Source organism: Streptosporangium sp. NPDC006930 (genome assembly GCF_040635605.1).
Taxonomy (GTDB): Bacteria; Actinomycetota; Actinomycetes; order Streptosporangiales; family Streptosporangiaceae; genus Streptosporangium.
This window is the reverse complement of the sequence record NZ_JBEYID010000016.1, coordinates 144,852-157,554: the sequence shown is the minus strand read 5'-3', so window position 1 is coordinate 157,554 and position 12,703 is coordinate 144,852. Positions and strand designations below refer to the sequence as shown.

Genomic DNA, 12,703 nt, shown 5'->3' with positions numbered 1-12,703 from the left:
CGGCAGCATTGGAGACACCATGGAAGTCCTCGTCGCTGTCATCGCCTTCGCCGGTGCATTGCTCGCAGCCATCGCCACCGGTGCCCTCGTCAGCCGTCTCCGCAGTGAGCCCAAGGGCTGGCTGATCGCCTGGAGTATCACGACGGCGTCTCTCGCCGTCTCACTGGGAGTAATCGCCACCGGCTATTTGATCGGGTTTGGGACGGGCACGTTCCGGATTTATCAACTGACCGGATCCATGCTGGCGCCCCTGTGGCTGATCGTCGGGGTCATCCAGTTACTGGCCCGTAAGAGCGCGGTCAGGTTCTCCTCCTGGCTCCTGGGGATCGCCTTCACCGTCATCGCCACGGTGATCCTCGCGGTCGACCCCGTCCTGCAGGAGAAGGACTTCACCAAGGCCCTTCCGCCGGGTAGTCGCCACTGGGGCCTGCCCCCGGCCTCCCTGCTCCTCGCCGTCCATGTGATCGTCGCGCTCGTGCTGCTGGGTGGGCTGGTCTTCGCGGTCCTCCGTTGGCGCGGCGGTGACGACTACGACGCCGACAACATGCACGCGCTCCTGGTGCTCGGTCCCACCGGCCTCGCCCTCGTCGGTGCCGTCAGTTTCGCGGTGCCCGGGATGTTCACCGCGCTTCTGCTCTTCGTCACCGCCGCCGCGGTCTGGTACGTCGTGCTGCGCCCGCTCGCGCCCTACGAGGACGACGACGAGGACGAGGGCGACGAGTGGGAGGACCGCCCCCCGCCCCGCCGCCCCGAGCACCAGCCCCGTGACGTGCAGGTCGCCGGCCGCCGCGTGACCCCGGAGACCCCTCCCGCCCGGACTCCGGCTGAGGAGACGCCGCGCCGCTCCGGCCTCGGCGACCTCGTGGCCGAGTACCGGGCGGGTGAGCAGGACGTCGACTACGCTGCGCGTATGCGGCAGCAACCCTCCCCGGGCGACGACAGGTTCGGTGGTCCGGCCACGGGGATGTTCATGGCGGGCGAGTACGGAATGCCGCCCGCCGACCAGCCGCCCGCAGCCGACCCCGGCAGGCGCGGCGGTGATCCCGGAAGGCAGTCACCGCCACCGGTGACCGGCCAGTTCGGCATGCCGAGCCCTGGCCCTGCGACAGGCGAGTACAACATCCCCGCCCATGAGTTCGGCAGGCACGGTGCCCCGGGTTCCGGCAGGTCCGCGGGTCCCGGCACCGGGGAGTTCGGCAGGCCAGGAGGTACCGGGGAGTTCGGCAGACCCGGGGGCACCGGGGAGTTCGGCAGGTCCGCGGGTCCCGGCACCGGGGAGTTCGGCATGCCGGGCACCGGCAGGCCGGGCAGTCTCCAGCCCATGCCCGCCGACCAGGCCTTCGGCGGCGCGCCCTCCCCGGGCTCCGAGCAGGGACGTGGAGGGTCCAGGGGACGTGACCGGGGAGGCTCCCTCGGCTACGACCAGGCGTTCGGCGGTGCCGCTCCCTCGACCGGAGCTCTGTATCCGGGCGGAGCGGGCGGGCCGGGAACGCCGGGCGGTGCCGGTGACCTGCCGGGCGGCTCGAACCGTCCCTCACCGAGCATCTTCGGCCTGCTCACCGTCTTCACGCTGCTCGACGGCACGGGCGAGAGGTTCGACCGGCTCGCCGAGGAGACCGTCGATTCGGTACGGCGCTCCGAGCCGGACACGCTCGTCTACACCTGTCACTCGGTGAAGTCGGCGCCTCTTCAGCGGATCGTCTACGAGCTCTACCGTGACGAGGTCGCCTACGCCGATCACCAGCGCCAATCCCACACGCAACGTTTCGTCACCGAGCGTCAGACGATGGTGCTCGCCACCAATGTGATCGAACTCACGGTGAACGCCGCGAAGGTGATGCCGCTTCCGATGGCCTTCAGGTCGTGAGCGCGGGCCGGCCGCGTGGGGCCGGCCGACGGGCGGGGGATGATCACGTTCCGATGGTGATGATCGGACCGACCTTCCACCAGGCCGGGGACGATCACATTTTTCCGGCGACGGCCGGGGGCGACCACGTCGGCCGCTCACCCGCCGGGGCGCTGCGGTCGTGTCGCGGGAAACGCGGGAACGACCATGGGGACGAGCGGCACCAATTTAGGGGCAGAGGACGTCCCTGTCCTCAGGCGTCGAGGTCCTCAGGCGCCGAGGGCGGCGCGGAGGCGGTTCTCGTCGACGCGCCAGAAGTCGTGCTGCACCCCGTCGATGAGGGTGACCGGGATCATCTCCCAGTAGCGGGCCTCATCCTCGGCGGAGGCCGTGATGTCGCGTTCCTCCCACGGGACGCCGAGTTCGGTGGCGACCCGCTCGATCACCGCCCGTGCGTCGTCGCACAGGTGGCAACCGGGTTTGCCGAGCAGGGTGATGCGATGGTCTCGCGGTGACATGACCGTCACGGTAGCCGAATCGCGGCGCCGCGCCGTTCCTTGTGGCGAGCGGCGAAGATCCGGGACGACGAAGGGAAAACCCGGCGAACCGGGTGTGCGTGCCCGTGGGAGGTGCGGGTCCTGGGCCTGGCAAGCGGGCGAAGAGGCACAGGTCTGGGCCTGACGAGAGGGCGAAGACGCGCAGGGGCGGGGCGTGAGGAGGGGGCGAAGACGCGCAGGGGCGGGGCGTGAGGAGGGGGCGGGGAGAGGACCGGCGGGGGGCGCGGCCAAGATTGTGAACACTCACTTTGTGCATCGGTTCACAAAAGGACTAACCTGAATGACAGTGGTTTCACCTCGTCATCCGTCGCGTCCGGGCCGCGCCGGCCGCCTGTCCCCCTGGAGCTCCGGCACGTGATCCGCCGTCTGTCCCAAGCCCGCGAACGCGGCATCCCCGAGGCGACCGTCGCCCGGCTGCCGCTCTATCTGCGAGCGTTGAACGGCATGGCCGAGCGTGGCCTGGCGACCGTGAGCTCGGAGGACCTCGCCGTCGCGGCGGGCGTCAACTCGGCCAAGCTTCGCAAGGATCTCTCCCACCTGGGGTCGTACGGCACCCGCGGGGTCGGCTACGACGTCGAATATCTCATCTACCAGATCTCCCGCGAGCTGGGCCTCACCCAGGACTGGGCCGTCGCCATCGTCGGAGTGGGTAACCTCGGGCGTGCGCTCGCCAATTACGGCGGGTTCGTCTCCCGCGGGTTCAGGGTCGCGGCGCTGCTCGACGCGGACCCCGAGGTGGTGGGCGACCACATCGCGGGATTGAATGTGGAGCACATCGACGAGTTGGAAGCCGTGATAACGCGGCGGGGGGTGTCGATCGTGGTGCTTGCAACACCGGCTACGGCGGCCCAGCAGGTAGCCGACCGGGTCATCGCCATGGGGGTTACCAGCATCCTGAACTTCGCCCCTGTCGTCCTTTCCGTGCCAGAAGGCGTGGATATCCGTAAAGTCGACCTATCGATTGAACTCCAGATCCTGGCGTTCCACGAGCAACGCAAGGCGGATCGGATGACTGGGGGGCCCGTGATGGCCGAGGAGTGGCCCGAGGCGGTGGACTTGTGAAGAGACACGGCACACGGGTCGGCGGGCACGGCGTCTCCCGGACGGTCATGACGGCCATGACGACTACGACGAGCGTGCTGACCAGGTCGTACGCCGGCACTGCGAGGCCGAGTACGGCGAGAGCGGATCGCGTCCTCTCCCGGAAGGCGGGAGGGGGCCGATGAGCGTTCTCGTCGTCGGCCTGAGTCACCGGACGGCACCGGTGGCCCTGCTGGAACGGGTCTCCGTCTCCGGAGACTCGCTGGTGAAGCTGCTCCAGGACGTCCAGCAGGACGCCCACGTCGCCGAGGCCATAGTCGTCTCGACCTGCAACAGGGTCGAGGTCTACGTCGAGGTCGACCGGTTCCACGCCGCGGTGACCTCGATCTCCCGGCTGCTCAGCACCCACTCCGGCGTTCCCATGGAGCAGCTGGCCTCCCACCTCTACGTGCACTACGAGGATCGCGCCGTCGAGCATCTGTTCTCCGTCGGTTCTGGCCTTGACTCGATGGTCGTGGGAGAGGGACAGATCCTCGGCCAGGTGCGTTCGGCGCTCAGGCTCGCCCAGCAGGAGGGCACGCTCGGCCCGACGCTCAACGAGCTCGTCCAGCAGTCACTGCGGGTGGGCAAGCGCTCCCACACCGAGACCGGCATCGACCGGGCGGGTGCCTCCCTCGTCGGGGTGGGGCTCACCCTCGCCGAGCGCGCCCTCGGTCCCCTGGAAGGGAAGCGGGCCCTGGTGGTCGGCGCGGGCTCGATGAGCGCCCTGTCGGCCGCGACCCTGCAGCGGGCGGGCGTCACCGACATCGTGGTGGTGAACCGGACCCACGACCGCGCGGTGCGGCTGGCGCGGACGGTCGGCGGCAGGGCAGCCGGATTCGGTGACCTGGCGGCCGAGCTGGCGGGGGCCGACCTGGTCATCTCCTGCACCGGCGCCACCGACGTGGTCATCACGGCCGACATGGTGGCTCCCCGTGAGACGTTCCTGCTTGACCTGGCCCTGCCGCACGACATCGATCCCGCCGTACGGCGACTGCCCGGTGTGACGCTGGTCGACCTGGAGTCCATGCAGGAGGGTGAGGCCGACGCCGGCACCGACGACGGCGGTCGCGCCGAGGCGGTCATCGCCGTGCGCGAGATCGTCGCCGAGGAGGTTACCGCCTACCTGTCGGCCGAGCGCGCCGCGCGCGTCACGCCGACCGTGGTGGCGCTGCGGAGCAAGGCGGCCCAGGTGGTCGAGGCGGAGCTCGGACGGCTCGTCGCGCGGGTGCCCGACCTTGAGGGGCGCGTCAGGGACGAGGTCGGGCAGACCGTGAGGCGCGTGGTCGACAAGTTGCTCCACGAGCCCACCGTGCGTGTCAAACAGCTGGCGGAGTCCCCGGCGGGCGATCATTACGCGGAGGCGCTGCGGGAGCTGTTCAATCTTGACCCGAAGGTGCCAGAAGCGGTGAGGCGCATCGAGACGATCGATGCCGAGCCGGGTAAGAACACCGAGCCGAGCAAGAAGGAGGCAGGCCTGTGAGCAGCGTTTCCTCTCCGCTCCGGCTGGGGACGAGGCGGAGCGTCATGGCGACGACGCAGTCCGGCCTGGTCGCCGCCCGCTTCACCGAGCTGACCGGCGCGGCCGTCGAGCTGGTCGGTGTCACCACCTTCGGCGATGTGACCAGAGGCGACCTCACGCAGCTCGGCGGTACCGGGGTCTTCGTCAGCGCGCTGCGCGACAAGCTGATCGAGGGTGCGATCGACTTCGCGGTGCACTCCCTGAAGGACCTGCCCACCACGCCCGACCCGCGCGTGGTCATCGCGGCGATCCCGCCGCGCGACGACCACAGGGACGCCCTGGTAAGCGTCGCCAAACTGGCCGACCTGCCGTCCGGCGCGGCGATCGGCACGGGATCACCGCGGCGGATCGCCCAGCTTCGGGTGATTCGTCCTGATCTTGATTACGTGCCCATTCGCGGTAACGCCGACACTCGCATCGGCAGGGTGACCTCCGGTGAGCTGCAGGGCATCGTGCTCGCCGCCGCCGGGCTCGGCCGGCTGGGCCGCGAGGCCGAGATCTCCCAGATCTTCGAGGTCGAGGAGATACTGCCCGCCCCCGGGCAGGGGGCGCTGGCCGTGGAGTGCCGCTCCGACCGGACCGACCTGGTCGAGTTGCTGAGCGTGCTCGACGACGCGCGCACCCGCGCGGCGGTCACCGCCGAGCGTGCGGTGCTCAACGCCCTGGAGGCGGGGTGCACCGCCCCGGTGGGCGCGTACGCGGCCGAGAACGGGCACGATCTGATCCTGACCGCCGCTGTCGTCGCCGTCGACGGCAGGCGAGCGGTGCGCAAGTCCACCGCCGGAAGCTCTTCCACGCCCATGGATCTCGGTCGCGACCTCGCGGCCGAGATGATCGCGGAAGGGGCCGGCACGTTGATAGGGGAGCGAGCACATTGAGCTCCGGAAGTACCACCTTCGAGCGCCCGTCCGGGTTCGTCGCCTTCGTCGGGGCCGGTCCCGGTGATGAGGGCCTGCTCACGCTGCGCGGCGCCGACCTGCTTTCCAAGGCGGACGTCGTCATTCTCGACCGGGAGGCGTACGGCCCGCTGTTGCGCCACTGCCGTGAGGGCGTCGACGTCGTCGACGCGGCCGAGGACGGCGCCGTCTCGCTGAAGGTCGTCAAGGCGGCCAAGGGCGGGAGCTGCGTCGTACGGCTGTGCGCGGGCGATCCGATGTTCTTCTCCTCGATCACCGAGGAGGTCGCGGCCTGCGCCAAGGCGGACGTGGAGTTCGAGATCGTGCCCGGCGTGCCACCGGCGACGGCGGTGCTCACCTACGCGGGGATCCCCGCCGCGGTCTCGGTGCCCGAGTTCCGGGTCGTGGACGCGACCCAGATCGACGACTGGGCCGCGTACGCCACCGGATCGGGCACTCTGGTGATCTACAACGGCATCGCCGAGGCCGTCCCGATCGGGAAGGCGCTGATCGCGGCGGGCCGCCCCGACTCGACGCCCGTGGCGGTGAGCAGCGCGGGCACCACGACCGAGCAGCACACCGTGGTGACCACGCTGGGCAGGCTCGCGCCCGACCTCAAGCACGCCGGGATGGCCGAGCCCGCGCTGATCGTGGTCGGCGAGGCCGTCGGCATGCGCGACCGGCTGTCGTGGTTCGAGACCAAGCCGCTGTTCGGCTGGCGGGTGCTCGTCCCCAGGACCAAGGAGCAGTCGGCCGGCCTGGTCGAGCAGCTGCAGTCGTACGGCGCGGTGCCCGAGGAGGTCCCCACGATCTCCGTCGAGCCGCCGCGCACCCCGCAGCAGATGGACCGCGCGATCAAGGGCCTGGTCACGGGACGCTACGAGTGGGTGGCCTTCACCAGCGCGAACGCGGTCAAGGCCGTGCGTGAGAAGTTCGAGGAGTACGGCCTGGACGCACGCGCGTTCGCCGGTCTCAAGGTCGCGGCCGTGGGCGAGAGCACCGCGCGGGCGCTGGTGAGTTTCGGCGTCAAGCCCGACCTGACGCCGACCGGCGAGCAGTCGTCGGAGGGCCTGCTCGCCGAGTGGCCGCCGTACGACTCGATGCTCGACCCGATCAACCGGGTGCTGCTGCCGCGCGCCGACATCGCGACCGAGACACTCGTGGCGGGGCTCACCGAGCTCGGCTGGGAGTGCGACGACGTGACCGCCTACCGGACCGTCCGTGCCGCGCCGCCGCCCGCCCCGACCCGCGAGTCCATCAAGGGCGGCGGGTTCGACGCGGTGCTGTTCACCTCGTCGAGCACCGTCCGCAACCTCGTGGGCATCGCGGGCAAGCCGCACAACGTCACGGTCATCGCCGTGATCGGCCCGCAGACCGCCAAAACCGCCGAGGAGTTCGGACTCCGCGTCGACGTCATGGCCGACAAACCTGCGGCTTCCGCCCTCGCGGCGGCGCTCGCCGAGTATGGTGCCAAGCAGCGGCAGGCCGCGGTCATGGCGGGGGACACCCCTCGTAGGCCCTCGCAGACCCGGCGGGGAGCCCGGCGCCGCGCGAAGTAACCTTGGAAGTGGTCGCCGCCCGCGCACGACGGGCGGGCGGGCCGCGTTCGACGGCCCCCGGCGAGCGTCGCGGGCCGTGATCGGCGTTGCGGTGACACCACGATCGGTCTCACGATCGATCTCATGATCGGCGTTGCGGTCGGCGGCACGATCGGTGCCGCGTCGCGTGGTGAGTCAGGAACACACAACCGAGATCCTCCGGCCCGCGGTTCCCTTACCGGCCGGGGGGAGGGGAAGCACCATGACGGCTCAGTTCCCTGTCGCGCGTCCGCGCAGGCTCCGTCGTACGGCGTCGATGCGCCGGATGGTGGCCGGGACCCGGCTGCACCCGGCGGAGCTCGTGCTGCCGATGTTCGTGAAGGAGGGCATCACCGAGCCGAATCCGATCGGCTCGATGCCCGGGGTGTTCCAGCACACCCGCGACTCGCTGCGCAAGGCCGCCCACGAGGCCGCCGAGGCCGGGGTCGGCGGGCTGATCCTGTTCGGCATCCCCGAGGTGAAGGACGGCCGGGGCTCGGCGGCCGACGACCCGGAGGGAATCGTCCAGCGCGCCGTCGCCGACCTGGTCGCCGACGTGGGCGATGCGCTGGTCGTGATGACCGACACCTGCCTGGACGAGTTCACCGACCACGGGCACTGCGGCATCCTGACCCCCGAGGGGGAGGTCGACAACGACGCCACCCTGGAGCGCTACGCGTCCTCCGCAGTGGCCCAGGCGCGGGCCGGGTCGCAGGTCATCGCGCCGAGCGGCATGATGGACGGCCAGGTCGCGGCGATCAGGGCGGCCCTGGACGGTGACGGCTTCGAGCAGGTCCCGATCCTGGCGTACTCGGCGAAGTACGCCTCGGCGTTCTACGGCCCGTTTCGCGAGGCGGCCGAGTGCGCTCCCCGGTTCGGTGACCGCAACGCCTACCAGCAGGACGCGGCGGGACCGATCGGTGAGGCGCTGCGCGAGGTGAGGCTGGACCTCGACGAGGGCGCCGACGCCGTGATGGTCAAGCCCGCGCTGGCCTACCTCGACATCCTGCGCCAGGTGCGCGACGCCGTGGACGTGCCGGTGGCGGCGTACCAGGTCAGCGGCGAGTACGCGATGGTCGAGGCCGCGGCGGCGAACGGCTGGGTCGACCGGGACCGGGTGATCATGGAGTCGCTGGTCGCGATCCGCAGGGCCGGGGCCGACATGATCCTCACCTACTGGGCCACCGAGGTGGCGGGGAAACTGAGATGAGACCGGCGGCGCGTGCCGAGAACTGGAGGTTCGCCGCTTGATGGAGAAGCGGGTGCGTTAGAGTGCGATAACCGGTGCGGATGTGTCCCAGGTGGCGTAAACCCTGGATATTCGACGTTCTGACTGACCAGAGTGTGGACAGGTCGACCGCATCCGGGGTGCACGCGGGATGCGCGGACGACGGAGGACACAATGGTCGGGGTACCGATGGTTCGTCGAAGCAGACGGCATGGCCATCCGAAGCAGATGATCAACTTTGTGCTGGAGTACGCCGCCCTGGGCTGGGCGAGCTGTCCCGGCGCGAAGCCGCTGAAGGGCGGTTCGCGCTCCTGTTCCTGCGACAGGATCGGCTGCCCCGACCCGGGGGCACACCCGCTCTCGCGGGCCTGGCAGATGCAGGCCACCACCGACCCGGCCCTGCTCACCAACTGGTGGCGGTACGAGCCGGAGGCGAACGTGATCCTCCCCACGGGACGGGTGTTCGACGTCTTCGACGTACCGCTCGCCGCGGGGCGCACCACCCTCGCGAACATGGACTCCGCCGGAGTCGCCTCGGGCCCGGTCGCCGTCAACGGCGACCGGGCCCTGTTCTATGTGGCCACCAGGAACGCCTCCGACGACGAGGACGAGTGGTGGACCTGCGCGCTGGACTTCGGTCCTTCCACCATCGAGGAGATGCCCGGCCTGCGCTGGCACTGCCGCGACAGCTACGTCCTCGCCCCGCCCTCGCTCCTGCCGACCGGTGGATCCGGCTCATGGCTGCGCCCGCCAGACGGACGCCCGCTGCCCGACCCGCTGCGCGTCCTCGACTGGCTCGCCGACACCTGCGAGTGACGCTTTTTCCGGGGCCCTTCGGTGACTACTACCCTGGAGGGCGTGAGCCGTACTGAGAACTCCGAGGCCCTGTTCGCCCGCGCACGTGAGATCGTCCCCGGAGGCGTCAACTCCCCGGTCCGAGCCTTCGGCGCCGTCGGCGGGACACCGCGCTTCATGACCTCGGGGCAGGGGCCCTACATCACCGACGTCGACGGCAACCGCTACGTCGACCTGGTCTGCTCGTGGGGACCGATGATCCTCGGCCACCGGCACCCCGCCGTGATCGAGGCCCTTCAGGAGGCGCTGCGCGACGGCACCTCGTTCGGTACGGCGACACCCGGCGAGGTCGAGCTCGCCGAGGAGATCGTCGCCCGCGTCGAGCCGGTGGAGAAGGTCCGCCTGGTCAGCTCCGGTACCGAGGCCACCATGTCCGCGGTGCGGCTGGCCCGCGGATTCACCGGCCGGTCCAAGATCGTGAAGTTCGCGGGCTGCTACCACGGCCACGTCGACGCCCTCCTCGCCTCGGCCGGCTCCGGAGTGGTGACCTTCGGTCTGCCCGACACCCCGGGGGTGACCGGCGCCTCGGCCGCCGACACCGTGGTGCTGCCGTACAACTCGGTCGAGGCGGTCACGGAGGCGTTCCAGACCTTCGGCGCCGAGATCGCGTGTGTGATCACCGAGGCGTGTCCGGCCAACATGGGTGTCGTCCCGCCGCTCGACGGGTTCAACGCCACGCTGCGCGAGCTGTGCACCGCGCACGGCGCCCTGCTCATCGTCGACGAGGTGCTCACCGGGTTCCGGGTGTCGGAGTCCGGCTGGTACGGGCTCGACCCGGTCGAGGCCGACCTCATGACCTTCGGCAAGGTCATGGGCGGGGGCCTGCCCGCCGCCGCGTTCGGCGGGCGGGCGGACGTGATGGCGCACCTGGCCCCTGAGGGGCCGGTCTACCAGGCGGGCACCCTGTCGGGAAACCCGCTCGCCTGCGTCGCCGGCCTCGCCACCCTGCGCGCCTGCGACGAGGGGGTCTACGACCGGGTCGACGCCGCCGCTCTGGTCATCGGCCGCGCCGCCGCCGACGCCCTCTCGGCGGCCGGGGTGCCGCACCGCCTGCAGCGGGCCGGGAGCCTGTTCTCCATCTTCTTCACCGACGAGCGGGTCACCGACTTCGGCATCGCCCAGAAGCAGGACACCGCCGCCTACCGGGCGTTCTTCCACTCGATGCTGGAGCAGGGCGTCTACCTGCCTCCTTCGGCGTACGAGGCGTGGTTCCTGTCCTCCGCCCATGATGATGAGGCTCTTTCCCGTATCGCCGAGGCGCTTCCCGCTGCCGCTAAGGCCGCGGCTTCTGTTTCTGGTTAGCGGTGTGAGTGTTCGTTGGTGCCCGGCTGGGTGTTTCGGGCGGTCAGGGTTTCTTGTGGGGATGTGTTCCTGCTTCGGGCGGTGAGGGTTCGCTCGTGGGGGGCGCGTTCGTGCTTTGGTGGGTGCTTTGGTGGGTGCGCGCTCCGGGCGGTCGTCGTTGGTGACGGGTCTGGGTGTCCGGCCGGTGTTCAAGGTGGGTGCGCGCTCCGGTGGGCGGGTGCTCCGGGCGGCCGTCGTTGGTGGTCGTCTGGTGGGTCAGGCCTCCGGCCTGGCGGGCGCGCTGGTTGCGGATTTTTATAAGCCGCCCGGAACACCCACCCACCTCCGCACACGGCCCGTCTCGCCGTAGGTGGTGCGGTCCGTAGTGGCTTTCTTACGGGCCGCCCAGGGTGCGCTGGGACGCTGAAGCAATCCGTACGGGGTCGTTCGGGGTCCGTCGCCGTAGCTGAAGCGCCGGTGCGGAAAGGAGCGCAGCGGACTCGCCGTATAGCGCCGGAGCACACGCTGGACTGGAAGGGGCGTTCACCGTCCTGTCCTTTTCGGAAGAGATCGATCCCGCCGTCGCCTACGTCGAAGGTACGGCCGGTGACGTCTATATCGAGAGCTCAGATCAGGTAGATCGCTATAAAATGACATTCGCACGCATATGTGGTGCGGCTCTGTCCCCAGAGGCATCCATGGGACTGATCACCGAGGCGAAGGAGCAGTTACACCATGACTGATCTGACGAACATCCTCTGGCGCAAGAGCAGCTTGAGCGGCAGCGGCAACAACTGCGTTGAAGTCGCCCGTATGGACAACCGCTACCTCGTCCGTGACTCCAAGGATCCCGACGGCGCCGTACTTTCCTTCTCGTCGGGTGGCTGGACAGCCTTCCTGAGTCGCGTCAAGACCGGAGACTTCGACACACGCCCTTGAGTGTGTGATCGGTCTACGAAGATCCCCAGTCGTGAGGGGGTACAAATGCCTCGGTCTTACCTGGCCTATGTCTTGTGGCGTAAGAGCAGTCTCAGTGGCAATGGGGGTGCCGACTGCGTGGAGGTCGCCGTTGGCCTTCCTGGTGTTGTGGGCCTTCGAGACAGCAAAGATTCCTCAGGCCCGGTGCTGCTTTTTTCCTTTGAGAACTGGCGAACCTTCGTCAGGGGCGTCAAGGGCGGTGATTTCGACGACCTGGGCTGATCCGGGGTCTACCTGGGAAGGTTGCTGAGGTCGATGGTGATGGGGAAGGGGACGGGTACGGTCAACCGGTTGTGGTGGATGCCGGTGAGAGCGTATGCGTGGGTGGCTGGGTCGAGTTCGTAGACGTAGACCACAGGGGAGCCGCTGTTGTTCTCCACCCGCCAGAAGTGTGGGATGCCCGCCTCGGCGTAGCGGGAGGGCTTGGTCTTGCGGTCGCGGTCCTCGGACTCGGGGGAGACCACTTCGACGGCGAGGTGCACCTCGCCGGGGGTGTAGAAAGTCCGTTCATCGTCATCGGCTGCTTTCACGTCAACGACCACGACGTCGGGGCAGGGACGCATCCGGTGGCCGAGCTTGACGTCCATCTGGAGCACGGCCGCGACGTGCTCGGGAGCCTGGGAGTTCAGGGCCACGCGAAGGCCGAACAGCACACGCTCGTGGAAGCGTTTTTGGGGGGACATGAAGACGAGAGCTCCATCGATGAGTTCGACGTGCTTGAAGAAGTCGGGTTCGCCGTTCGGCCCCTCAGTCGGGAGGTTGTCGAGGTCGTCGGCGGTCCATCCCCACGGGGGAGGGGAGGGCCAGTAGTCGAGTGCGGCGCTCACGTCGGTCACCGTAACATCGTCCCCGTCACTTGGTGTGTTCATTCAGATCGTCTCCG

The 12,703-nt window shown here is 69.5% G+C and carries 12 protein-coding genes and 1 pseudogene; 11 read left to right on the top strand and 2 right to left on the bottom strand.

Annotated elements, in window-relative coordinates:
• Window positions 1–19 precede the first annotated feature (19 nt).
• Window positions 20–1,867 carry a hypothetical protein gene (locus tag ABZ664_RS26475; RefSeq protein ID WP_362515369.1) on the top strand — a complete coding sequence of 616 codons (1,848 nt, stop codon included), beginning with the start codon at window positions 20–22 and terminating at the stop codon, window positions 1,865–1,867.
• A gap of 248 nt (window positions 1,868–2,115) precedes the next feature.
• On the opposite strand, the gene ABZ664_RS26470 is transcribed toward ABZ664_RS26475, so the two are convergent.
• Window positions 2,116–2,364: a glutaredoxin family protein gene (locus ABZ664_RS26470; protein WP_362515365.1), complete on the bottom strand. Its 249-nt coding sequence runs from the start codon at window positions 2,362–2,364 to the stop codon at window positions 2,116–2,118.
• A 393-nt stretch (window positions 2,365–2,757) separates the two neighbouring features.
• On the opposite strand from ABZ664_RS26470, the gene ABZ664_RS26465 reads away from it, so the two are divergent.
• The 10 genes and pseudogenes from ABZ664_RS26465 to ABZ664_RS26420 all read left to right on the top strand — a co-directional run bounded on the left by ABZ664_RS26465 (window position 2,758) and on the right by ABZ664_RS26420 (window position 12,042).
• Window positions 2,758–3,465 carry a redox-sensing transcriptional repressor Rex gene (locus ABZ664_RS26465; protein ID WP_362515362.1) on the top strand — a complete coding sequence of 236 codons (708 nt, stop codon included), beginning with the start codon at window positions 2,758–2,760 and terminating at the stop codon, window positions 3,463–3,465.
• Window positions 3,466–3,625: 160 nt separating this feature from the next.
• Window positions 3,626–4,966, top strand: a complete 1,341-nt coding sequence (locus tag ABZ664_RS26460; RefSeq protein WP_362515359.1) for a glutamyl-tRNA reductase — start codon at window positions 3,626–3,628, stop codon at window positions 4,964–4,966.
• Window positions 4,963–5,883, top strand: a complete 921-nt coding sequence (gene hemC, locus ABZ664_RS26455) for a hydroxymethylbilane synthase (RefSeq protein ID WP_362515357.1) — start codon at window positions 4,963–4,965, stop codon at window positions 5,881–5,883. Before ABZ664_RS26460 ends, hemC begins: the two co-directional genes overlap by 4 nt.
• Window positions 5,880–7,460, top strand: coding sequence for a uroporphyrinogen-III synthase (locus tag ABZ664_RS26450; RefSeq protein ID WP_362515355.1), 1,581 nt, complete (start codon window positions 5,880–5,882; stop codon window positions 7,458–7,460). The genes hemC and ABZ664_RS26450 overlap by 4 nt, the downstream gene beginning before the upstream one ends.
• Window positions 7,461–7,701: 241 nt before the next feature.
• On the top strand, window positions 7,702–8,688 hold the full coding sequence (gene hemB, locus ABZ664_RS26445) for a porphobilinogen synthase (protein WP_362515352.1): 987 nt from the start codon (window positions 7,702–7,704) through the stop codon (window positions 8,686–8,688).
• Window positions 8,689–8,880: 192 nt separating this feature from the next.
• Entirely contained in the window at window positions 8,881–9,522 is a 642-nt protein-coding gene (locus tag ABZ664_RS26440) for a bifunctional DNA primase/polymerase (RefSeq protein ID WP_350942598.1), read from the top strand.
• A gap of 42 nt (window positions 9,523–9,564) precedes the next feature.
• A complete protein-coding gene (hemL, locus tag ABZ664_RS26435) occupies window positions 9,565–10,863 on the top strand; it encodes a glutamate-1-semialdehyde 2,1-aminomutase (protein ID WP_362515347.1) in 1,299 nt (432 codons plus the stop codon).
• A gap of 494 nt (window positions 10,864–11,357) precedes the next feature.
• A pseudogene (locus ABZ664_RS26430) lies at window positions 11,358–11,585 on the top strand (Scr1 family TA system antitoxin-like transcriptional regulator); the annotation flags it as partial.
• On the top strand, window positions 11,578–11,781 hold the full coding sequence (locus tag ABZ664_RS26425; protein ID WP_362515345.1) for a DUF397 domain-containing protein: 204 nt from the start codon (window positions 11,578–11,580) through the stop codon (window positions 11,779–11,781). The pseudogene ABZ664_RS26430 and the gene ABZ664_RS26425, both read left to right, overlap by 8 nt.
• Window positions 11,782–11,826: 45 nt before the next feature.
• Entirely contained in the window at window positions 11,827–12,042 is a 216-nt protein-coding gene (locus tag ABZ664_RS26420; RefSeq protein WP_362515343.1) for a DUF397 domain-containing protein, read from the top strand.
• Window positions 12,043–12,050: 8 nt separating this feature from the next.
• Here the strand turns inward: ABZ664_RS26420 and ABZ664_RS26415 are convergent, their stop codons facing one another.
• Window positions 12,051–12,647 (bottom strand): Uma2 family endonuclease, encoded by a 597-nt coding sequence (locus tag ABZ664_RS26415; RefSeq protein ID WP_362515341.1) that lies wholly within the window; start codon window positions 12,645–12,647, stop codon window positions 12,051–12,053.
• Window positions 12,648–12,703 lie beyond the last annotated feature (56 nt).